The organism is Mesorhizobium sp. M8A.F.Ca.ET.057.01.1.1 (assembly GCF_003952565.1).
Taxonomy (GTDB): Bacteria; Pseudomonadota; Alphaproteobacteria; order Rhizobiales; family Rhizobiaceae; genus Mesorhizobium.
Window position 1 is genome coordinate 1,421,849 of record NZ_CP034454.1, and the last position, 22,272, is coordinate 1,444,120.

The 22,272-nt window shown below is 64.1% G+C and carries 19 protein-coding genes and 3 pseudogenes; 12 read left to right on the top strand and 10 right to left on the bottom strand.

Annotation, left to right across the window (positions count from 1 at the left end; genetic code table 11):
- Positions 1-3: 3 nt before the first annotated feature.
- From EJ077_RS06295 to EJ077_RS06335, 9 genes and pseudogenes are all read right to left on the bottom strand, one after another.
- Entirely contained in the window at positions 4-801 is a 798-nt protein-coding gene (locus tag EJ077_RS06295) for an ABC transporter ATP-binding protein (protein ID WP_208700509.1), read from the bottom strand.
- A 10-nt stretch (positions 802-811) separates the two neighbouring features.
- Positions 812-1,702: a nitrate ABC transporter permease gene (ntrB, locus tag EJ077_RS06300; RefSeq protein WP_208700511.1), complete on the bottom strand. Its 891-nt coding sequence runs from the start codon at positions 1,700-1,702 to the stop codon at positions 812-814.
- Between the two features lie 67 nt (positions 1,703-1,769).
- Positions 1,770-3,085: pseudogene (locus EJ077_RS06305) on the bottom strand (CmpA/NrtA family ABC transporter substrate-binding protein).
- Positions 3,086-3,436: 351 nt separating this feature from the next.
- Positions 3,437-4,674, bottom strand: a pseudogene (locus EJ077_RS06310) (CmpA/NrtA family ABC transporter substrate-binding protein).
- Positions 4,675-4,676: 2 nt separating this feature from the next.
- A complete protein-coding gene (locus tag EJ077_RS06315) occupies positions 4,677-5,279 on the bottom strand; it encodes an ANTAR domain-containing response regulator (protein WP_208700513.1) in 603 nt (200 codons plus the stop codon).
- A 129-nt stretch (positions 5,280-5,408) separates the two neighbouring features.
- On the bottom strand, positions 5,409-5,732 hold the full coding sequence (locus EJ077_RS06320; RefSeq protein WP_208700515.1) for a hypothetical protein: 324 nt from the start codon (positions 5,730-5,732) through the stop codon (positions 5,409-5,411).
- A 110-nt stretch (positions 5,733-5,842) separates the two neighbouring features.
- Positions 5,843-6,643: an endonuclease/exonuclease/phosphatase family protein gene (locus EJ077_RS06325; protein ID WP_127275589.1), complete on the bottom strand. Its 801-nt coding sequence runs from the start codon at positions 6,641-6,643 to the stop codon at positions 5,843-5,845.
- Positions 6,644-6,764: 121 nt separating this feature from the next.
- Positions 6,765-8,228 (bottom strand): phospholipase D-like domain-containing protein, encoded by a 1,464-nt coding sequence (locus EJ077_RS06330; protein ID WP_208700517.1) that lies wholly within the window; start codon positions 8,226-8,228, stop codon positions 6,765-6,767.
- 121 nt (positions 8,229-8,349) lie between these two features.
- On the bottom strand, positions 8,350-9,030 hold the full coding sequence (locus EJ077_RS06335) for a GntR family transcriptional regulator (RefSeq protein WP_208700519.1): 681 nt from the start codon (positions 9,028-9,030) through the stop codon (positions 8,350-8,352).
- Positions 9,031-9,171: 141 nt separating this feature from the next.
- Here EJ077_RS06335 and EJ077_RS32505 point away from each other — a divergent pair, with 141 nt between their 5' ends.
- The 4 genes from EJ077_RS32505 to EJ077_RS06350 are packed head-to-tail and all read left to right on the top strand — an operon-like array spanning position 9,172 to position 12,039.
- Positions 9,172-9,303 carry a hypothetical protein gene (locus tag EJ077_RS32505; RefSeq protein WP_281040195.1) on the top strand — a complete coding sequence of 44 codons (132 nt, stop codon included), beginning with the start codon at positions 9,172-9,174 and terminating at the stop codon, positions 9,301-9,303.
- 11 nt (positions 9,304-9,314) lie between these two features.
- Positions 9,315-10,121 (top strand): SDR family oxidoreductase, encoded by an 807-nt coding sequence (locus EJ077_RS06340; protein ID WP_135929262.1) that lies wholly within the window; start codon positions 9,315-9,317, stop codon positions 10,119-10,121.
- A gap of 11 nt (positions 10,122-10,132) precedes the next feature.
- Entirely contained in the window at positions 10,133-11,080 is a 948-nt protein-coding gene (locus EJ077_RS06345) for a 3-hydroxyacyl-CoA dehydrogenase (protein ID WP_208700520.1), read from the top strand.
- Positions 11,077-12,039: a 3-keto-5-aminohexanoate cleavage protein gene (locus EJ077_RS06350; protein WP_208700522.1), complete on the top strand. Its 963-nt coding sequence runs from the start codon at positions 11,077-11,079 to the stop codon at positions 12,037-12,039. The genes EJ077_RS06345 and EJ077_RS06350 overlap by 4 nt, the downstream gene beginning before the upstream one ends.
- On the opposite strand, the gene EJ077_RS06355 is transcribed toward EJ077_RS06350, so the two are convergent.
- Positions 12,007-12,225 (bottom strand): hypothetical protein, encoded by a 219-nt coding sequence (locus EJ077_RS06355; RefSeq protein WP_208700524.1) that lies wholly within the window; start codon positions 12,223-12,225, stop codon positions 12,007-12,009. The genes EJ077_RS06350 and EJ077_RS06355 overlap by 33 nt on opposite strands.
- 274 nt (positions 12,226-12,499) lie before the next feature.
- On the opposite strand from EJ077_RS06355, the gene EJ077_RS06360 reads away from it, so the two are divergent.
- From EJ077_RS06360 to EJ077_RS06395, 8 genes and pseudogenes are all read left to right on the top strand, one after another.
- Positions 12,500-12,694, top strand: a complete 195-nt coding sequence (locus EJ077_RS06360; RefSeq protein WP_208700526.1) for a hypothetical protein — start codon at positions 12,500-12,502, stop codon at positions 12,692-12,694.
- 476 nt (positions 12,695-13,170) lie between these two features.
- Positions 13,171-13,965 (top strand): AraC family transcriptional regulator, encoded by a 795-nt coding sequence (locus tag EJ077_RS06365; RefSeq protein WP_367142386.1) that lies wholly within the window; start codon positions 13,171-13,173, stop codon positions 13,963-13,965.
- Between the two features lie 291 nt (positions 13,966-14,256).
- Positions 14,257-14,676: an AraC family transcriptional regulator gene (locus EJ077_RS06370; RefSeq protein ID WP_245458651.1), complete on the top strand. Its 420-nt coding sequence runs from the start codon at positions 14,257-14,259 to the stop codon at positions 14,674-14,676.
- Positions 14,677-14,871: 195 nt separating this feature from the next.
- On the top strand, positions 14,872-19,767 hold the full coding sequence (locus EJ077_RS06375) for a YadA-like family protein (protein WP_208700532.1): 4,896 nt from the start codon (positions 14,872-14,874) through the stop codon (positions 19,765-19,767).
- A 91-nt stretch (positions 19,768-19,858) separates the two neighbouring features.
- Positions 19,859-20,407 carry an invasion associated locus B family protein gene (locus EJ077_RS06380; protein ID WP_208700534.1) on the top strand — a complete coding sequence of 183 codons (549 nt, stop codon included), beginning with the start codon at positions 19,859-19,861 and terminating at the stop codon, positions 20,405-20,407.
- Positions 20,408-20,420: 13 nt separating this feature from the next.
- A complete protein-coding gene (locus EJ077_RS06385) occupies positions 20,421-21,113 on the top strand; it encodes a hypothetical protein (protein WP_208700536.1) in 693 nt (230 codons plus the stop codon).
- Between the two features lie 46 nt (positions 21,114-21,159).
- Positions 21,160-21,620 (top strand): annotated as a pseudogene (locus EJ077_RS06390) (DUF4189 domain-containing protein).
- 66 nt (positions 21,621-21,686) lie between these two features.
- Positions 21,687-22,235, top strand: a complete 549-nt coding sequence (locus EJ077_RS06395) for an invasion associated locus B family protein (protein ID WP_208700538.1) — start codon at positions 21,687-21,689, stop codon at positions 22,233-22,235.
- Positions 22,236-22,272 lie beyond the last annotated feature (37 nt).

The following is a 22,272-nucleotide window of genomic DNA, read 5'->3' on the forward strand; positions in this document are numbered from 1 at the left end:
GCGTTACTCCGCGGCTTCGACGAAGCGGTGGCGTTCGTAGAGGAATTTCAGCACCGCCTCGCGGCAGCGCAGGAAGGTGCGGTCGGAAGCAAGTTCGATGCGCCGGCGTGGCCGCGCCAGCGGCACGGGAAGCACTTCGCCGATGGTCGCGGCCGGACCGTTGGTCATCATGACGATGCGGTCGGACAGCAGCACCGCCTCGTCGACGTCATGGGTGATCATGATCGTCGTCGAGCCGAGTCTGGAATGGATATCCATCACGGCGTCCTGCAGATGGGCGCGCGTCAGCGCGTCGAGAGCTCCGAACGGCTCGTCGAGCAGCAGGATCTTGGGCTCCATGGCCAACGCCCGTGCGATGCCGACGCGCTGCTTCATGCCGCCGGAGATTTCGGCCGGGCGCTTGTCGCGTGCATGTGCCATCTGCACGAGGTCGAGATTGCGCATGATCCAGTCATGCCGCTCGGCCTTGCTCTTCGAACGGCCGAAGACTTTCGACACCGCCAGGTTGATGTTTTCGTAGACGGTCAGCCACGGCAACAGCGAATGGTTCTGGAACACCACGGCACGTTCGGGGCCGGGGCTGTCGACTTCCTTGTCTTCCAAAAGCACGGCGCCGGCGGAAACCTTGGTCAAGCCGGCGATCAGGTTGAGCAAGGTCGACTTGCCGCAACCCGAATGGCCTATGATGGAGACGAATTCGCCCTTGTGGATGGTTAGTCTGATGTCCCTCAGCACCTCGCTGACCTGGCCGCCACGCGCGAAGGATTTGTCGATGTGGTCGAGTTTGAGATAGGCGGTCATGGCGCTGTCCTCACTTTGCCGTCGTGTTGCGGGTGACAAAGGCGCCGACCGCCGCGACCAGGCGGTCGAGGCAGAAGCCGGTGACGCCGATATAGGCGAGCGCGACGATGATGTCGGGCAGCCGTGACGAGTTCCACGCGTCCCAGATGAAGAAGCCGATGCCGACGCCGCCGGTCAGCATTTCGGCTGCGACGATGGCAAGCCAGGATAGGCCGATGCCGATCCTCAAGCCGGTGAAGATGTAAGGCGCCGCGGCCGGCACCATGATCTTGACGAAGAATTCGAGCTGGTTCAGCCGCAGGATGCGGGCGACATTGCGGTAGTCCTGCGGGATGTTGCGCACGCCGACGGCGGTGTTGATGATGACCGGCCAGATCGAGGTGATGAAGATCACGAACAGCGCCGATGGATTGGAGTCGCGGAAGGCGGCGAGCGACAGTGGCAGCCAGGCGAGCGGCGGCACGGTGCGCAGGATCTGGAACACCGGATCGAGGCCGCGCATCGCCCAGACCGACTGACCGACCAGCGCGCCGAGCGCGACGCCGACCACCGCCGCCATGCCGAAGCCGATGGCGACGCGCTGCAGCGAGATCAGCACCCGCCAGGCAAGACCGATGTCCTGGGGGCCGTTGTCGAAGAACGGATGCGCGATCAGGTCATAGGCTTCGTTCCATACCTGGCTCGGCGGCGGCAGGCTTGCCGTCGGCGACGAGCAGGCGACCTGCCAGACGACGAGCAGAAGGGCGATGACGATGGCGGGCGGGACGAGGGCGCTGGCGACCTTGCCTGCGATCGATACCGGATCAATGCGCCGCCGCGTCTTGGCGGTGAAGGCGACCACCTCGGCCGGCTTGGCCGGGAATGCTTTTACCTTGGTGTCCTCGATGGCTTGGATGGACATGTCCTGGGAAAACTCCGTGGCGTCTGGTCGAACTGAACGAGAGACGGCGAAATGCCGTTTGGCCTGACTAGGCCGATGCCTTGATCGTCAGGCTGTCGAGATAAGCCGAGGGGTTGGCCGGATCGAAAGTCTTGCCGTCGAAGAAAGTCTCGACGCCGCGCGAAGACGAGGCCGGGATGTCGCTTGCCGCGACACCGAGTTCCTTGGCCGCCTCGCGCCAAATATCCTCGCGGTTGACCTGGTCGACCAGCGCCTTGATGTCGGTGGTCGGCGCGAACTTGCCCCAGCGGATGTTCTCGGCGAGGAACCAGCTGTCGTGGCTCTTGAACGGGTAGGAGACGCCGCCCTTCCAGAATTTCATGTAGAGGTCGGTGGCGGTGGCGACCCGGCCGTTGCCGTAGTTGATGTCGCCCTTGAGGCGGCCGACGATGTCGGCGACAGGCACGTTCATCCATTGTCGCTTGCCGATGATGGCGGCCATCTCGTCCTTGTTCTCCTTGGCGTCGCACCATTGCTGTGCCGCCATCACCGCCATGACGATCGCCTTGGTGGCGTTCGGGTATTTCTCGATGAAGGCGGCGCGCAGGCCGAGCGCCTTTTCCGGATGACCCTTCCAGATCTCGCCGGTCGTGGCGGCGGTGAAGCCGACGCCCTGGTGGACGAGCTGTTCGTTCCACGGTTCGCCGACGCAGAACACGTCCATGTTGCCGACCTTCATGTTGGCTACCATCTGCGGCGGCGGCACGACGATGGTCGAGACGTCCTTGTCGGGGTTGATGCCGCCGGCGGCCAGCCAGTAGCGCAGCCACAGATCATGTGTGCCGCCCGGGAAGGTCATGGCGGCCTTGACCTCCTTGCCTGCTGCCTTCTTGGCGGCGAAGGCGTCCTTCAGCTTGGAGGCATCGAGGCCGCCGCCGGTGGCGGCATACTCCTGGGCTACTGAAATGCCCTGGCAATCGTAGTTGAGGCGAGCGACGATTGCCATCGGCAGCGGCTGGTTGTTCTGCGTCACCTTGCCGGTGTGCATGAGATAAGGCATCGGCGTCAGGATGTGGGCGCCGTCGATGCCGTTGGCTTCGCCGCCGAGCATCAGATTGTCTCGCGTCGCCCCCAGGAGGCCTGCTTGAGCACCTCGACATCAGGCATGCCGAATTTCGCGAACAGGCCCTTCTCCTTGGCGATGATCAGAGGCGCGGCATCGGTCAGCGCGATGAAGCCGAGCTTGGCGCCGGTCACTTCGGGACCTTTGCCTTCGGCATGGGCGCCCGCGGGAAACAATGTCCTTGCGGCAATAAACAGTCCCGCCGTCAGCGCGCTGCTAGCCAGAAAATCACGGCGGGTGAAATCCTTGAGGGATGTGCCAGTTCCGATCCGTTTCGTCATCGTCGTCTCCGGTTGAGCGCCTTGGAGGCGCCGTCGATTGCGTGTTCGGCCAAAAACAAAAAAGCCGCCGTCCAGGCCTTCGCGCATCCACGGGGGTTGCGCAGTGACCTGAGCGGCAGCTTTGCCTGTGGCGCCCGCCATTGGACGCCTGTTCCGTTGCCCGAGAAGGGCTCGCTCATTTCAATGCAGGAACCGTGCCAGCTTCCTTCTGGAAGACAACATCAAATGAAATCAGTGGGATCGGAGCATCACGCGGCAACTCGATCCACCGCGATTGGGGTCAAACATTGATCACCTTGCCTACAGGGGCGCATAATTTTTGTGCAATGCGCAAGCATGGCGCAGAAATGATCAGGCTTCCCCGAGGGTCGTTTTTTGGCTGTCGACATAGGCGTCGATCTCGTCCGGATCGAAGATCTGGCCGTTGAAGAAGCCGTCCGGGCCGAGCACCAGGCTGGCGCCCGCCGAGCCCACCGGCGTCGCCACCTTCAGCGCACCCTCGACCTTGGCATTGGCGCCCGGCAGCGCGACGCCGAGCGGCTTCAGCGCCGACCGGTAAAGGTCGGGCCGGTAGCAGTCGCGGGCGATGGCGAGATTCTCCGGCGTGTGCGCGACATGACCCCAGCGCACCATCTGGGTGTAGAACCACAGCGCATGGCTCTTCCAGGGGAAATTGGCGGCCTTGTCGGAAGGCACGAAGAAGTCCTCGACGGTCCGCTGTGCGCCGCCGCCGAGCCGCAGATGCCCGGTCAGGATCGGCATCTGAATGGCCGCCTCCTGGCCAAGGAAGCCGGGTTGCGCCATCAGCGCGGCCAGTTCGGCGCGATTTGCAGGGTCCTGGCACCAGCGCGCCGAGTGATGCAATGCGCGCAGCAGTGCAGCCAGGGCCTCGGGATTTTGCTCGGCCCATGCCTTGCGCGCACCGATCACCTTTTCCGGGCTGTTGCGCCACAGCAGCGCCTTGACGGTGACGATATGGCCGGTGTCGGCCGCCACAGCGGCGCTGTTCCAGGGTTCGCCGACGCAATAGCCGTCGATGCGCCCTGTGGCCAGCGCGTCGGCCATGAAGGGCGGCGGCACGATGACGATCTCGATCTGCCGCCCTGGATCGATGCCGCAGGCGGCAAGCCAGTAGCGCAGTTCGTAATTGTGCCCGGAATGCGGGTGCACGACGGCAAAGCGCAGCGCCTCGCGGCCGGCGGCCGCCCGCTCGCGGATGAACGCACCGAGGGCCGCGCCAGCGCGAGCCGGATCGAGATCGGGTACGGCGCCGCGCGCCGCCATGCCGGCCCAGACGGCGTTGGAGATGGTGACGCAGTTGCCGCCGAGCCCTAGCGAAAAGGGCACGATGGTCTCGGAGGCGAGGGGGTGAGGCCGAGATTGCAGGCAAGCGGCATCGGTCCGAGCATATGCGCAAGATCGAAATGGCCGATGGCGATGCGGTCGCGGATGTTGGCCCAGGAGGTCTCGCGGTGCAGCGCCAGATCGATGCCTTCGCGCGCGGCAAAGCCCAGTTCGCCGGCTGCCACCAGGACGGCGCTATCGAAAAGCGGCATGAAGCCGGCGGTGATCTGATGCTCGGCGCCCATGTCTATTCGTCCTCCGCCGGTCCGAGAAGCCCGGCGGCAGTCACCAGGCTCTGGGCGATATCGCTGATCTTGCGGTTCTGGTTCATCGCCGTCTTGCGCAGCAGCGAATAGGCGGCCTCTTCGCTCAGGCCGCGCGATTTCATCAGGATACCCTTGGCGCGGTCGATCACCTTGCGGCTCTCGAGTTCGCTGCGCGCCTCGTCCAGTTCGCGCGCCATGCGCGAGAAAGCGTTGAAGCGGCTCACCGCCATGTCGAGGATCGGCTTGACGCGCTCCTGCCTCAACCCGTCGACGACATAGGCGGAAACGCCGGCATCGACCGCGGCCTCGATCGAGGCCTGGTCGGAGCGGTCGACGAACATGGCGATCGGCCGCTTTACCGCACGTGACAGCTGGAACATGTTTTCCAGCATGTCGCGGTTGGGGTTTTCCAGGTCGATGACGATGACGTCGGGTTCGATCTCGGCGATGCGGCGCGCAATGCCACTGACGTCATGGATGACGGTGACCCGCTGATGGCCCGCCTCGCGCAAGCCAGCCTCGATTATCGAAGCACGGATGCGGTTTTCGTCGATCACCAGGACGGCGAGTGAAGTTCGGATCATGCCCGCATTGTGGGCATGCCTCGAAAATTTGTGCAATGCGGCAATGGCGGCGTCGGCGAAAGGCGACGACTGTCAACGGCTATCCTTGGCGGCAACCCGCCAAGGATTAGATCAGGAGACGGAGCGGCCTCAGCCGCAGACGCGGACGTCCTCGATCACTCTGTGATGGTGGCGCCAATGCACAATCGTTTCTGTGTGGCAGCGGTGATGGCGGTGGTGGCGCCAGCGGTAACCGCCATTGTCGTAGTCATCGTACTGAGCGTTCTGGTCGCCCTCATACTCGTTGTCATAGTGGCGCACATGATGACGGCGAACAACGATCCCGGAATCGTCATCTGAGGAATATTGGTTGCCCTCGTCGGACTGGATAGTCAGGCTGGCGGCTTGCGTTGGCGCAATCGCTGCCGCTGTCGCGGCAAACGCCAGCACCGAGGCCAAAATCAATTTCTTCATTCCATCCTCCTGTATAATCAACACACATAAACTCTCGGAAGAACCGGGTGTTCCGCGCGAATCCACACGCTTTGCGACGCCGGCGACATCAAGGCGTTATCGGCCACATACTACAGGCGAACGAAGGCGGTCAGCGGCAGATGGTCGGAGGCCACGCGCGACAGCGGTGTGTCATGCGCTTCGACGGTCGCGATCATGCCGTGCCGGTTGGCCATGATCCGGTCGAGCGCCAGCAGCGGCAGGTTGGACGGGAAGGTGGGGACTGCCGGCGGCTGCGGGCCGAAGGTTGCGTGCAGCGTGTTAAGCGCGGAGCGGTTTCCGAGCCGCCACTCGTTCAGATCGCCCAGCAGGAGCGTCGGCTTCTCGTCGGGGCTGTTCATGATATCCAACACGACCTGGGCCTGCTGCGAGCGGGAGCGGCGCAGCAATCCCAGATGGGCCGCGATGATGCGCAAGGACTGGTTCCCGTCGAGATCGATCTCGGCCACAACGGCGCCGCGGGGTTCGAGACCTGGAAGCCTGATCTGATGTACGTCGCGAACGACCCCTCGTTTGAACAGCAGGACATTGCCATGCCAGCCATGGCCTTTGCCCGTTGCCGAAATGGGCACCGGCACGAGGCCGGTTTCCAGTTCGAGACGGTGCAGGTCGAGGAGCCCGTCACGGTCGCCGAAACGGTTGTCGGCCTCCTGCAGGGCGATGACGTCGGGGGCGATCTCGCGGATGACGCGGCTGGTGCGGTCGGGATCGAACTTGCGGTCGACGCCGATGCATTTGTGGACGTTGTAGGAGGCGACCAGCGTCCCGGTAACGCCGTCCTTCTTCGGCGACAAGGCATTGGCCTTGCGCATCCGCCTGTCGCGAATGGACAGGAGCATGCTGGCCGGCAGGCTGCGCCCGTTCATTCGCATAGCGCGCCCATCATCCCTGCTGTTCTCACCATGCACCTAGAAATAGAGTCTTTCGGCCGATGTTCCATGGTTGGCGACACGCTATGGGGCAAACACGTCATTTTGTTAAAGACAGGGTTTCTCAGAGGTAGGGCGATCCCAGCCAGAGGATGCGGTCAAACAGGCGGATGATGAAGGGCCGGGCGCGCAAGGAGGCCAGCGTCACTGGAACAGCCGTTTCGATCGCCAATCCGATCCGGGTCTCGATCTCGGTGGCAAAACCTGCGTCGAGGACCTCCAGATCGATCTCGAAGTTGAGCCGCAGCGAGCGGGCATCGAGGTTGGAGGACCCGACATAGGCCCACACGCCGTCGATCGAAAGCAGCTTGGAATGGTCGAAGGGTCCTTCCGTGCGCCATATGCGGCAATAATTCTTCAGGATCTGGTCGAATTGGGCGGTCATGGCGCGGTCGACGAGGAAGAGGTTGTTCACCGCCGGCACCACGACATCGATCTCGACGCCGCGCCTGGCCGCGGTGACCAAGGCACTGATCAGTTCCCGGTCCGGCAGGAAATAGGGCGACATCAGGCGTATCGATTTGCGCGCGACCGAAAAGGCGCCGATCAGCATTTTGTGGTTGGTTTCGTTGCTGGCGTCCGGCCCGGATGCGACCGCACGCACCAGCATCGGCTGGCCGGCAGGCGGCGAAACCGGTGTGATCCGCCAGGCATCGCCCTTCAGCGCCTCCTTGGAGGCGAAGCGCCAGTCTTCCGCGGCGACCGAGAAGAGATCGGCCACAACGGGTCCGGTGACCTGGAAATGCGTGTCCTTGGCGCTGTTCGATCCGGCGAATTCCGCCGAAAAACCCTTGCGGATGTTCATGCCGCCGGTAAAGGCGACCGTGCCGTCGACCACCAGGATCTTGCGGTGGGTCCGCAGGTTGGCATAGGGCAAGCGCAGGCCCATGACGATGTTGCCGTTGAAGACATCCGCCGTGATGTTGGCGCGGCGCAGATGCCCCAGGATGCTGGGGACGGAGTAGCGGGCGCCGACGGCATCGATCAGCACACGGACGGTGACGCCGCGCTGGACAGCGCCGGCCAGCGCTTCGACGAAAAGCAGGCCGACCGCGTCATTGTCGAAAATATAGGTCTCGAGCAGGACGCTGCGCTCGGCCCCGTCGATCGCCGCGCACATGGCGGGGTAGGCCTCGTCGCCGCTTTCCAGCACGTCGATTGCATTTCCCGGGTTGAGCGCGCGCCGCGCCACCCTGTCGCCCAGCGTTCTGAGGCCGGTGAAGCGCTGTCCATAGCGCTCGATGATCAGCGCCTCTTCGGCGGCGACGTCGCGCTCATGCTTGGCCGACACCAGGCCCTCGGCAAGCGGGCGCTGCGCGCTGATCGTGGCGCGGCGGATGCGGTTGATGCCGGCTACGGCATAGATCAGCACGCCGAGGATCGGCGACAGCACCATGATGCCGACCCAGCCGGTGGCGGCGCGGACGTCCTCCTTGGTCATGACCGCATGGGCAATGCCGATGGTCGCCATCACCACCGAGATGATCGCCAGTATTTGGGGCCAGTGAATCGCCAGGGTCTCGAACATTGCCAGGACTATCCAGCGACCGCCCGCGGAAGGCAATGCAGCCGGCGATGTCCACACTTACCCATTGGGCGCGCGGCACCGCCAGGTTTTCTCCGCAGGTGAGAGAACGGCCGGCGCACGGTTATTTGAGCAAGCCAACCAGGACATTGAAAGCGGCGTCGATATCGGCGCGAACCGCGGCCTTGACGGCCTCGCCGTCGCGATCACGCAGGGCCGCGAACATCTCCTGATGATGTTCGTTGGCGGTCGAATAGTTTCCCGAATCGTGCAGCATGTTGAAATAGGGGCTGATCTGCAGCCACAGGTTCTCGATGATGTTGAGGATGTTCTCCGAGCCCGCAGCCCGGTAGATGGAGAAATGAAAGGCGTAGTTGGCACGCAGGTAGGATTTGACGTCTCCCGCCGCGTTGGCCTGTTCGAGGGCGTGGAGATGCTGGGCGAGCCGGGCAATGCCGTGCTCGTCCATGCGTTCGGCCGCCCACGCGGCGGCGATCGCCTCGATCTCGAAGCGGACATTCCTGAGATCGATGAGGCGGGCGCGGCTGAGTGCCGGAATTCCGATCGAGCGGCCTGAAACGACCATCAAGGCGTTGGCCGCCGTCAACCGCCGCAATGCCTCCCTGACCGGCATCGGGCTGACGCCGAAGGCGTCGGCGAGGCCTTGCACCGTCACCATCTCGCCAGGCACGATGCTGCCGTCGAGGATTAATTCGGTGACATGTCGATAGACCCTGTCCTGCAGGGTTTCCCTGGACAGTGGCGTGATCTCGACACCAGGCTTCCTGAACGCCGCTCCGGCCATGGCCAACCTTCCCGCGCAGAGGCTGCGCACCCTCCCGAAATGCAAGGTTCCGGGTGCGGCGTCAAGCGTCAGCACCGTCCGATATGATATTTCATCATTGATCTTTGATCAAATCACGGTACGGTCTTCGCGCTCGGCGGCTTGCTGCTCCTGACGGCGCTGCAGATGGTGCTGGCCGGCCGGCACCACGCTGCCTTATGCGACGCGGGCAATGTTTATGGGCCGTTCGTTCTGGGCGCCGTCATCGCGCTGCGCCAGCGGCAATTACAATGAAGGACGGGACGATGAGCACAAAGGCACCTGAAACGGCGGCGGAATTTCTGGCAGGCCTCAACGGACAGCGCGTTCTGGTGACAGCGGGCGCCGGTGGCATTGGTTTCGCCATCGCCGACACGCTGTCGCGGCTCGGGGCGCGCATCGTCGTTTGCGACGTGTCCGACGAGGCGCTGGCCGCCGCTCCCGGCAAGATCGATCTGGTGGCTGCGGTCAAGGCCGACGTCTCACACGAAGATGACGTCGACCGGCTGTTCGAGACGGTCGCCGAAAAGCTCGGCGGGCTCGATGCCCTGATCAACAATGCCGGCATTGCCGGACCGACCGGCGGCGTCGACGAGATCGAGCCGGACGACTGGCGGCGCTGTCTCGATGTCTGCCTGACCGGCCAGTTCCTGTGCGCGCGGCGCGCCGTGCCGATGATCAAGGCGGCGGGAGGCGGCTCGATCGTCTCGATGTCATCGGCCGCCGGCCGTCACGGCTATGCTTTCCGCACGCCTTACTCGGCCGCCAAGTTCGGCGTGATCGGCTTCACGCAGAGCCTTGCCAAGGAGCTCGGGCCGCACGGCATCAGGGTCAATGCGATCCTGCCCGGCATCATCGAGGGACCCCGCATCGAGGGCGTCATCTCGGCGCGCGCCAGGCAGATCGGTATCAGCCACGAAGAAATGACCGGGCGCTATCTGCAGAACATCTCGCTGCGCCGCATGACCAGCCCATATGATGTCGCCTCGATGGTCGCCTTCCTGCTTTCGGATGCGGGGATAAACATTTCCGGCCAGTCGCTCGGCGTCGACGGCAATGTCGAAACACTTTGAGGGCAAGATCCATGGCGCAGGTTGCGATCGTCGGCAGCGGATTCATCGGGCGGGCCTGGGCGATCAGTTTCGCGCGCGCCGGCCATGACGTGCGCATGTGGGACCAGTCCCGTGCCGCGACCGGCGGCGCGCGCGACTACATAGCTGGTGTGCTCGGCGATCTCGCTGCCAACGACCTGCTGCGGGGACAGTCCGCCGCCGCCGTGCTCGATCGCATCGCCATTGTCGCCGAACTCGGCGAGGCGCTTGCCGGTGCGGTCCATGTCCAGGAGAACACGCCGGAAAATCTCGAGGTGAAGCGTGAGGTGTTTTCGCTGATCGACTCTGCTGCCGATCCGCAAGCGGTGATCGCCAGTTCCACCTCGGCGCTGTCGCCGTCGAAATTCACCGACCATTTGCAAGGGCGACATCGCTGCCTTGTCGTGCATCCGATCAATCCGCCCTACCTCATTCCCGCCGCCGAGGTCGTTCCAGCGCCGTGGACATCGGCCGAGACGCTCGAAAGAACACGCGCCTTCCTCATTGAGGCCGGCCATGCGCCGCTGGTGATGAAGCGCGAACTCGACGGGTTCATCATGAACCGCCTGCAGGGCGCGTTGCTGGAGGAAGCGTTCCGGCTCGTCGCCGACGGCTATGCCAGTGTCGAGGATGTCGACATCGGCATCCGCGACGGCTTGGCGCTGCGCTGGTCTTTCATGGGGCCGTTCGAGACCATCGACCTCAATGCGCCCGGCGGCGTGCGCGACTATGTCGAGCGTTACCAGGGCATCTATTCCAACATCTTCCCGCAGATGCTGCGCCGGGTCGACTGGGCGGGCGAGGTGATGGAGACGGTCGAGGCCGAGCGCGGCAAGCGCTTGCCCAGGGAAAAACTCGGCGAGCGGCAAGTGTGGCGCGATCGCAGGCTGATGGCGCTGGCGGCGCACAAGAAGAAATCGGATCAGGAGTTCGGACGATGAAAGAAACCAGCAGCAAGCCCAGCGCCACGGTGGCCAGGGGCAAGGTCATCATCACCTGCGCGGTGACCGGAGCGATCCACACGCCGACCATGTCGCCCTATCTGCCGATCACGCCGGACCAGATCGCGTCGGAAGCGATCGCGGCGGCGGAAGCCGGTGCCGCAATCCTGCACCTGCATGCCCGCGACCCCGAGACCGGCAAGCCCGACCAGACGCCGGAGGCTTTTGCCCGCTTCCTGCCGCGCGTCAAGCAAGGCACCAATGCCGCCATCAACATCACCACCGGCGGCAGCCCCTACATGAAGGTCGAGGAGCGGGTGAAGCCCGCAGCTCAGTTCAAACCGGAAGTGGCCTCGCTCAACATGGGTTCGATCAATTTCGGGCTCTATCATCTCGCCGACAAATACGAGACCTTCAAATTCGACTGGGAAAGGCCACATCTGGAAGCGACGCGCGATCTCGTCTTCCGCAATTCGTTCAAGGACATCGAATACATTCTGGCGACCTGCTACGACAATGGCACGCGCTTCGAGTTCGAGTGCTACGACATCGCCCATCTCTACAATCTCGCTCATTTCGCCGATCGCGGGTTGGTGAAGCCGCCATTCTTCGTGCAGTCGGTGTTCGGGCTGCTCGGCGGCATCGGCACGCATCCGGAAGACGTCGCCCACATGAAGCGCACCGCCGACCGGCTGTTCGGCGACCAGTTCCGCTGGTCGGTTCTGGGCGCCGGTGCCAGCCAGTTGCGCATCGCCGCGCAATCGGCCGCCCTTGGCGGCAACATCCGCGTTGGGCTGGAGGACAGCCTGTGGGCCGGCAAGGGCAAACTGGCCAAATCGAATGCCGAGCAGGTCGTGCTGGCGCGCAAGATCATCGAAGGGCTCGGCATGGAAGTGGCGACACCGGACGAGGCGCGCGAAATCCTGTCATTGAAGGGCGGTGACCAGGTCGCCTTCTGACGCGGCCCGCTGCCGCGCTTTCCCGGCGACGGCGTCCTGCGCGGCAGCCTGTTCGCCATCACCGGCCTTGGAATCAAGGGTATCGCCGAACCGCGCTTTGGCGGCTGACCAAAAAGCATGGGCGACGGAGCCGAATCGTAACGCCACCAACCGCCACGAGGCGACGCGCGGCAGCAGGCGCGCCATTGATCGCGAGAGCTCCGCAGCGTAGCATTGCTCTCCTGCTGCCAGCGGGCGGCCGTTCGAGCGTTGAGCAATTGCTCGATCAAGCTTCGACGGAGTTCCCTTTGGGAAAGCCCACTCTGGCCCAGAGGAAAGCTTAGAGCCGGTGGGATCCGGCATCGTCCTGTGTTGCTTTGGTCCTCCGGGGCTTCCTGTTCTTTGGTACCGTATCTATTGTATATCAGAGGGAATGAAATTACCGATGTAACACTTGGATTGAAGGCGAGGGGGGCGCCGAATGATGACGTTCAACTTCCGGGGGCCACCCGTGGGCGACGGCGATATGTCGGGCGCGTGCGAGGACCAGTTGCTGCCTCTCATCGATGAGATCGTCCAGGCGGCGGTGGCTGCCGGCTGGAATCGGGACGACGTTCTTCTGGCTTTCGTAGAACTCGCCTGGGATCTGTACGAGAAACGGCGCGGTGATCTCTAGCAGCGGCTGCCAATCACCGGATCCACACCGCAGGCGTCGATCTCGCAGACAGGTTATGATCCGCGCACGCTGCGCCACCAGCCTCAATCAGCCGTTGACGAGAATACAGAATCGCATGACCGGTCGTGTCAGGACCGATCGACGAAATCCCGGATGACGAAGACCTCGCACCAGGCGAAAAAACGCTCGTCAACTCCGTTCGCTGGCCATTTTTTCTTTCTTTTCTCGAATAAAGATTTTTCTTTGCGCGTGGGAGTTCTTCCCAAGCCAAGGTGTGTGCGTTACGCTGCGTTCGGGTCGGGAAAAAGGGGATTCGAAGCAGCGTCGATACGGCTGAGGCAGCGCGAATGAAAAATGCGGACGAGGCTCGGGAAAGCGGCGTTTCCCGAGGCATCGATCGGGAGCGGACAGCTCGATTCGTCCTGGACATCATTCCTGAAAGTGCCGGTCCGCGAAGGGCCACCGCGCAAGGAAGCGTGATCTATTCCGTCCGCGGGCCCGGCTCGCAGGCATTCCTGGCCAAGGAACACTCCGTAGGCATCGTGCTTGCGCCCATACGCAAGTTGAAGGCCTCGCTCGGCAGCGACAAGCTCCAGGAATACGATGCGCCGGTCGGGTGTCTCGTCATCAATCCCGCCGGCGTGGACAGCAATCTTGCCTGGTCCGCGACCAGGGAAAACGCCGTGGTCTCCATCTCTCCCGAAGCACTGTCGGCTTTGGCGGCTCATGAGTTCGACATCGGCGATCCGGAACTCAGGCCGCCGGCGTTCGGCACGGTCGACCTCTGGGCTCTCACCATCGCCCAGAAGATCACCGCCGAGCTGACGGGCCAGGCATCTCCCAATGAGCTTTATCTGGACTCGCTGGTCACGCTGTTCGGCATTCATCTGCTGCGCACCTATACCGGCCGAAACAGGCAGCCGGCATCACCCAAGGGCGGGCTCTCCACCGATGGCGGCCGGCGCGTGCGGGAATACCTCAATCAGAGTTTCATGCGAAAAATTCTCGTTGCCGAACTCGCGTCGGTCGCCGGCGTCTCCCCCAATCATTTCATCGCCGGGTTCACCAGGACATTTGGAATGCCGCCGCATCGCTATCTGATCAATTTGCGGCTGGATTTCGCGGAAAGGCTGCTCGCCGGCGGCAAGCTTTCGATCGCCGAAGTCGCCTACCTCGCCGGTTTTTCGGATCAAAGCCATCTGGCCGCGACGATGAAGAAATACAGGGGGAGAACACCAACCGGAGCCGGCAATGCTTCTCTCAAGAATTGAAGAACCATGGCAAAGCTGCAACACCTGCTGGCCGGCGATCCAGGACCGGAATTTCCTACAAAGCTTTCGTTGTTTTGTAAAATACGTCCGTTACGGCCTGTGCCCCATGCTTTGCCGGAGTCATCTGGAATGTCATGCAGTCCGCGCATCGTTCGCCGTCCGGACGGATTGATCATATGAAAGTGGCTGGCTATGCGGGCCCGCTTCGATCAATCACGAATTGTTTTTCAGGGGAACGGCCAAGGGGGCCTCGGGTTGAACTTCATCTGGGACGTATCAGGAGGCCGAAGAATGCCGGGCGATGATGGTTTCCCCGGGCCGGTTTCCGGAATCAACTCCGCACGGCAGCCGGCGCTCAACGCGAAAGGCGGGCTTTCCCTCCGTGGCGCCCGGCGCGTGCAGGAGTTTCTGCGTGAGAACTTCACCCGCAAGCTGACGCTTGCCGAGATGGCCGCGGTCTGCGGATTGTCGCCGTCTCACTTTGTGCGCGCGTTCTCCAGGACGTTCGGCGTGCCGCCGCACCAATATGTTCTCGACCTGCGGCTGGACCTCGCCGAAAGGCTGCTTGCCGACGGCCGCTTGACAATCGCCGACATCGCTCATTCCTGCGGATTTTCTAGCCAGAGCCATTTTACCACTGTGATGAAGAAATACCGACAGGTGACGCCATTGCAGGCGCGGATGGAAAAGTTTAACGCCAAGGTTAGATGAAGCGTCTCTGGTGGCGTTGTTTGATTACTTGATTTTAAAGCAACGGCTAAGGTAACGAGCCGTTAACCTCTGCCGATATGCTGCGATCTTTTCTCACAAGACAGCAATTTCGTGAAATACGGAAGGCAGGAATCATGTCTTCCTGCCGTGGACTGGAATTGTCAGACGATTCGATGCCGGCCAGCGGAGAAGACCATGACCGACACTCAGATTTCAAGCGGCTTGCTTGTTGGGCAGCGTCGCGCGGCGCATTTCGCACGGCACTGGATCGCGGGGGCTGAGCACGGCTCTCGCTCGCTGCGTCGCCGCCTGATGGCGACACTGCGCATGGCTCATCGCGTGCTCGGCCTGAAGCGCAACCGGCTCGGGCTTGGGGCGCTTGGAACCGGCGGCGCACTTGGGGTGCTGCTTGCCGTCACAGGAGTGATGGCCCCACAGACGGCGTTCGCCCAGCTTGCCATCGGGAACGGGGTTCTGACCAACACCGCGAACTGCACGACTCCCTCTGCAGGGGTGCAAAGCACAGCTATCGGTTGCGGCAGCACCGCTACAGGCTCTGCTTCAACCGCCATCGGGACTGGCGCCCAGGTGAACGGCAACGATGGCGTGGCGTTGGGCACCAGTATCACCGCAACAGGCAACGCTTCGATCGCCATCGGCTATACGATGAGTGCGACAGGCCTCAACGCCATAGGCATAGGTGTCTTCGCGAACGCCAACGGCGTCAACGCTCTTGCCGTAGGCGGGAATGCCCGCGCACTCGTGGACGGAGCATCGGCCTTTGGTGTCAACAGCACCGCAAACGGGGCGAATGCCGTCGCGCTGGGCTCAACGGCCACTGCTTCGGGAGGTGCCTCGGTGGCGATTGGATTGTCGTCCAACGCCTCGTCTTCAAACGGTTCCGCCATAGCCATGGGGGTAGGCGCCAAGGCGAACGCCGGAACGGGAGGCGGTTCTCCCGTTGCCATCGGCGTGAATGCCAACGCAAGCGGCACCGCTCCTTCTGGCTTCACGTTCGAGGCCGTTGCGCTCGGCACAGGCTCAGCCTCAACGGGGGCATGGTCGGCCGCCGTGGGTTCGAGCTCTTCCGCGACCGGGACAGGGGCTAGCGCGTTCGGAACTTCCGCAACTGCGTCGGCGAACCAGTCCACGGCAATCGGCAACGGGGCTGCGGCCTCCGGTGTCGGAACTACGGCGATGGGTTACCTGGCCAAAGCCACCGGAACGAATGCCGTTTCGATTGGCAATCAGGCGAGCGCCGCGGGGTTGAACTCGCAAGCCCTTGGCAACGTCGCCAACGCTTCGGGCAATTTCGCACTGGCGCTTGGCAACCAGGCCGTGTCGAGCGGGGTAGGCTCCGTCGCGGCGGGTTCCGGCGCGCAGGCCACGGACGTATCGACCACGGCGCTCGGCAACAACGCCGCGGCGACCGCCGCGAACGCAACCGCGCTGGGACTGGGCGCCACGGCGAACGGCGTAGATGGCACGGCGGTCGGCAAGCAAGCCAATGCGAGTGCGCAGGACGCCATCGCCATGGGCACCACCTCAAAGGCGAGTGGCACCGCCAGCACAGCGGTTGGCAACGTCGCCGTTGCCAGCGGCGCAAACGCCTCCTCGTTCGGGTCCGGCGCGAATGCCACAGGAGACAATTCCCTCGCTGCCGGTGTCAGCGCCAGCGCCGGCGGACTCGACAGTACCGCGCTCGGCATCGGCACCGTAGCCAGCGCCGACAATACCACCGCCGTCGGACGCGAAGCCCGCGCCACCGGATTAAACAGTACCGCGCTCGGCCGCGGCGCACAAAGCAGCGCCCTGAACTCCATCTCTCTCGGCGCTGGGACGAGGGCGTCGGGGATAGGCGCCGTCTATGTCGGCTCGAGCACTTTCGCGACGAGCGCCAGTGGAGACAACGCCATCGGCATCGGCACGGACGTGACGGCATCCGCGGACGACGCCCTTGCGATGGGACGCGAAAGCCAGGCGACCGCAACCAACGCCATCGCGGTCGGTCTGCAGTCCGCCGCGCTCTCCGCCGACTCCGTCTCCATCGGCACGGGCGCGACCGCCGCTGGCGGCAAGGCCGTGGCCATCGGCGCCGGCAACACCGCTTACGGCGATGGTGCGGTCGCCATCGGCGATCCGAGCTATGCGAGCGGCACCGGCGCGTTTACCGGTGGCGCCAACAACATCGCCAACAGCGATGGTACGGCAACCGCCACTGCCGCGAACATGGCCAACGGCGCGGTCGCCATCGGCAACAACAACAAGGCGATCGGACAAGGTTCGGTGGCTTTGGGCAACGGCTCGACGGCGGGCGCCGCCGGCCTCGCGGGCAATGTCGCGCTGGGCAATGGCGCGACGGCGGCGGCAAGCTCCGGCGACGTGGCGCTTGGCTCGGGTTCGGTGACAGCGGTGGCGGTTGGCACGCCGAGCGCGGTCATCAACGGCACGACCTATGCCTTCCAGGGCACCACGCCAACCTCGACGGTCAGCATCGGCGCGCCCGGCGCCGAGCGCACGCTCACCAACCTGGCGGCGGGGCGGATCAGTGCGCTCTCGACCGACGCGGTCAATGGTTCGCAGCTCTTCGCCACCAACCAGGCGGTCGATGCCATCGGCGCCGCCGTCAACAACATCAATGTCGGCGGCGGCATCAAGTATTTCCATGCCAATTCGACCTTGCCGGATTCTCAGGCTCTGGGCACCAATTCCGTTGCTGTCGGCCCGAACGCGGTGGCCAACAACGCTGGCGACGTGGCGATCGGGCTGAATTCGGCATCGGGCGCGACGACGGCGGTCGGCGGCGCGACCATCGGCGGGGTCAACTACACCTTCGCCGGCACCACGCCGGCGGGCGCCTTCTCGGTCGGCGCGGCGGGCGCCGAACGCCAGATCCAGAATGTCGCGGCCGGTCAGTTGAACGGCGGTTCGACCGACGCCGTCAATGGTTCGCAGCTCTTCGCCACGAACCAGCAAGTGACGCAGAACACGACCGACATTGCCAATATCGGCAGCGGCGTGACCAATCTCGGCAACACGATCAACAACATCGCCGGCGATACGTCGACCGCCTATACCGACGCCAATGGCGTGGGCATCCGCTACGCGCGCACCAACGAGGCCGGCTTGGCGCAAACGGACTCCTTCGCACAGGGCGTCGGCTCCACGGCCGTCGGCTACCAGGCGACCGCGACCGGCGTCAGCGGGCTGGCGCTCGGCCGCGACAGCGCGGCCAGCATCGACGGCAGTGTGGCGCTCGGCTGGGGATCGGTCTCCGATCGTGCGATCGCTCCCGCTTCCGGGCAGATCGCCGCCGGTCCGTCGAACTTCATCCAATACAACACCACCGACAAGGCACTGCTCGGCGCGGTTTCGGTCGGTACCGCCACATCTTACCGACAGATCACCAACGTCGCCGACGGCACGCAGGACCAGGACGCCGTGACGGTGCGCCAGCTGGCGGGGGCGATCGCTGCGGTCTCTGCCACCTCGACGAAATATTTCCATGCCAATTCGACAGCTGGCGATTCGCTGGCGGTCGGAGCGGAATCGGTCGCGGTCGGCCCGACCACGGTCGTCAACGGAGACAACGGCATCGGTATCGGCAATGGCGCCATCGTCGACCAGACGGCGCCCGGCGGCACCGCCATCGGCCAGAACGCTCATGTGATGCTGGCCGACGGCATCGCGCTCGGCACCGACTCGACCGCATCGGGCATTCAGTCGGTGGCGCTCGGCGCCGGCGCCCAGAGCACCTTCGCCAACAGCGTCGCACTGGGTGCGTCGTCAACCACCACGGTTGGCGCGCAGGCCGGCTACGCCGCCTTTGGCCTGACCGCCCCGCAGACTTCCGCGGGCGAAGTATCGATCGGGGCCGCGGGCGCCGAGCGCAAGCTCACCAATGTCGCGGCGGGCTCAGCCGGGACCGATGCCGTCAACGTCTCGCAGCTGCGCGGCGTCTCGCAAAACGTTTCCAACCTGTTCGGCGGCGGCACCACGGTCAATCCCGACGGCTCGATCACTGGCCCGACCTACACCATCCAGGGCAACAACTATTCGACCGTCTATGACGGCTTCACGGCCGTCGACAATGCGCTGACCAACATCAGCAATGGCGGCGGCATCAAGTATTTCCACGCCAATTCGACGCTGGCCGACTCCACCGCCAGCGGCACCGACAGCGTCGCGATCGGGCCGGCCAGCGTGGCCAGCGGCACAAACAGCCTTGCCGCCGGCAATGGCTCGACAGCCACGGGGCAGGGCGCGGTGGCGCTCGGCCAGGGCGCCAAGGCCAACAACGCCAGCGACGTGGCGCTCGGTTCTGGTTCGGTGTCGCAGGCCGCCGTCGGCACCTCCAGCACCACCATCAACGGCAAGACCTACGCCTTCGCCGGCACGACCCCGACGGGCACCGTCAGCGTCGGCGATGCCGGCTCCGAGCGGACGATCACCAATGTCGCCGCCGGACGCGTTTCCTCCGGCAGCACCGATGCGATCAACGGGTCGCAGCTCTACGCCACCAACACGGCGATCGAGGACCTGACCAAGACGATCGGCGGCATCGGCGGCACCGTCCAAAACACCGTGCAATACGACACCGTCACCAATCCGGACGGATCGACGACCAAGACCAACAAGATAACGCTGCAGGGCGGCGACCCGAATGCGCCTGTCGTCATCTCCAATGTCGGCCCCGGTGTTACCGGCACCGACGCGGTCAACGTCAACCAGCTGAACCTGAACCTGGCTCAGAGCAAGACCTATACCGACCAGGTGGCGGTCACGACGTTGCAGCAGGCCAACAATTATACCGACCAGAAGTTCAGCCAGCTCAATTCCGACATCAGCGGCATCAGGGACGAGGCACGGCAGGCGGCGGCAATCGGACTGGCGGCAGCTTCGCTACGCTATGACGACCGTCCCGGCAAGCTGAGCGTGGCGGCCGGCGGCGGCTTCTGGCGGGATTCGAGCGCCTTTGCCTTCGGCGCTGGCTACACCAGCGAGGATGGCCGCATCCGTGGCAATGTGTCGGGCACGGCGGCGGGTGGAAATGTCGGTGTCGGCGCCGGCCTGAGCTTCACCTTGAACTGAGGCGGACAACAGGACGGCAATGAAAAGGCGAACCGGCCATTACAGGCTAGATGCGAATCCGGGAAGACCGTTTGGCTTTCCCGGATTTGCCATGGCATGCCTGACCTGCCTGACGCTTGTCGGCGGGCTGGCGCCGGCTGCCGGGCAGGTGGCTTCGCCCTACAGGGTCAAGCCCTCCGACGTGGTCTTGCCTCCCGACGTGAAGCTCGGACAATACCAGCGCACCATCCGTCCCTTCGAGAACTGGACGCTGATCTGCGACGAGAACCTCAAGGCGCGCAAGAAAGTCTGCAATGTCTCGCAGGTGATCGAGGACGGCGCCGGCAAGATGGCGTTCAGCTGGTCGCTCGCCGCCACCCAGGACGGCAAGCCCTACATGATCCTGCGCACCGCGCCGAACGCCAGGAGCGATGGGCTGGTGTCGCTGAAGTTCGATGGGCGCGCCGAGCCGATCGACGTGCATTTGAACGGCTGCAACGAAATGGTCTGCGTCGGCATGCTGCCGGTGGGACCCCTGATGCGCCAGGAGATAGCGCAGAACGCAACGCCGGCTATTTCCTATCCGACCGTCGATGGCCAGACCATTACCGTCACCGCAACGCTCAAGGGGCTGTCCGAGGCCCTTGCGCCAGTCAAATAACCGAGGCAGCACCGTGAGCCAGCAAGACCCGTTCATCTCCGCGACGCGCAGCAATCCGACCGTCGAGCCGGATCGGCAACGGGTCGTCGAGCCGGACCGCAAGAGAACCGTCGAGCCGCCGCGGCGGTGGCCGCGCGTCATTGGATTTTCGCTGCTGGGGCTGGTGATGATGGGCATTGGCTTCGCCGGCGCGAACTATGCCGCGATCGCCGGTCTGGTCGGCAGCCCGACGGCCGCTCAGGCCGAGGCGGCCGCCGATCCCGCACTGCCGGACTCGCCCTTCCTCCAGCACGTCAAGCAGGCCGGCGTGCAGGCCTGCTCGACCATCTTTCCGGTGCTCGGACAGCTTTTGACGACCGGCACGAAGTACAGCGTCAAATCCCTGTGGAACGACCAGGCCGCCGACAAGCACGCCGTCCAGGCCTTTGTCGGCATGGACTATGCCACGGACCGTTACAGCGGGCCGGCGGCCGGCGTGGTCTTCGCATCGCCCACCGCTTCGGGCTGCGAGGGCGCGATGGTGCGGGTGGCGCCGTTCGCCAGCCCGTGCGCGGACATTCCGTCCATTCTTCCGCAAGGCAGCAAGATCACCGACCATCTCGGACAGGTCGAAGTGTACGAGCTTGGCGGCAACACGGGCGAAGCGCTTCTGCTGCCGACGGGCAACACATGCGTGGTGATTTCCATCGCATCGGCGGCCAAGTGAGGATGTCAGGCGAATGGGCGAGACGCCCTGGAAAGGATTGCGGACCATGAAGTCGCGACGTTTGACAGTCTTGTGCATGGCCTTGCTGTGGAGCGGGCAGGTCGTCTCGGCCGATCTGGTGGAGCCGTCCGAGCCGTCACAGGAGGAGAAAGGCATCTGGGCGGCAATCGCCTACTCCCAGACCGACACCAAGTACGGCTTCTTCTGGGGCGCCGACAAGCGGCAGGAAGCGAAGGACATTGCGCAGAAATATTGCGAGAATGCCGGCGGAAAGGCCTGCAATGTTGTCGCCGTGTTCCGCAATCACCGTCATTGGAAGGACGACGACGAGACCGGATTTCCCTACAAGCATTGCGGCGCGCTGGCTGTGGCCGACAAGGTGGAGCACCGGTTCACCCCTTGGGGCGTGAACTCCGCCGAGACCCGCCGGGAAGCGGAGGACCTCGCCCTGCAGGCCTGCGAGGCAGGGGGATCCGATGCAAGATCCGCGAATGGGTCTGTACGTGATAATAACGGCGTCTCGAAGCCGACACTTTGGGCATTTGCCCGGCACCGAAGAGAAGGCCGCATTCATTGGTTCGTAGATATTTTTCGCTGAAGGCAGCCGCCATCTGCGCGGCTGCCTTCTCCGCTTCGCTGCCGGCTGCTTTCGCGCAACAGCAGCAGGCGGCGTCGCTTCCGAACGGCGCATCGTCGCTCCAGGAAACCTATCAGGACTGGCAGCTGGCCTGCGGCATGCAGGACAATGCCCGGGTCTGCACGGTCACGCAGGACCAGACGCAGAAAAACGGCCAAAGGCTTCTGGCCGTTGAGCTGCGCGTGGGGCAGAAGGGCGGACTGATCGGAACCTTGCTGCTGCCCTTCGGCATCCTGTTCGATCCCGGCGTGGCGGCACAGATCGACGGCCAGCCGCCCGTCGGGCCGTTGAAGTTCCGGACCTGCCTGCCGAATGGCTGCGTGGCGCTGTTTCCGATCGACCGGGCGCTGATGCAGAAGCTCAAGGCAGGTACCGAGCTCAAGCTCGACGTCACCACCGCGGCCGAGACCCAGCTGAGTTTTCCGGTGTCGCTGAAAGGCCTTGGCGCGGCCCTTGACCGCATGGTCGCGCTCAGCACACGTTGAGGAGCAAGGCGAATAAGGGCCTTGTCGCGAGGGAACG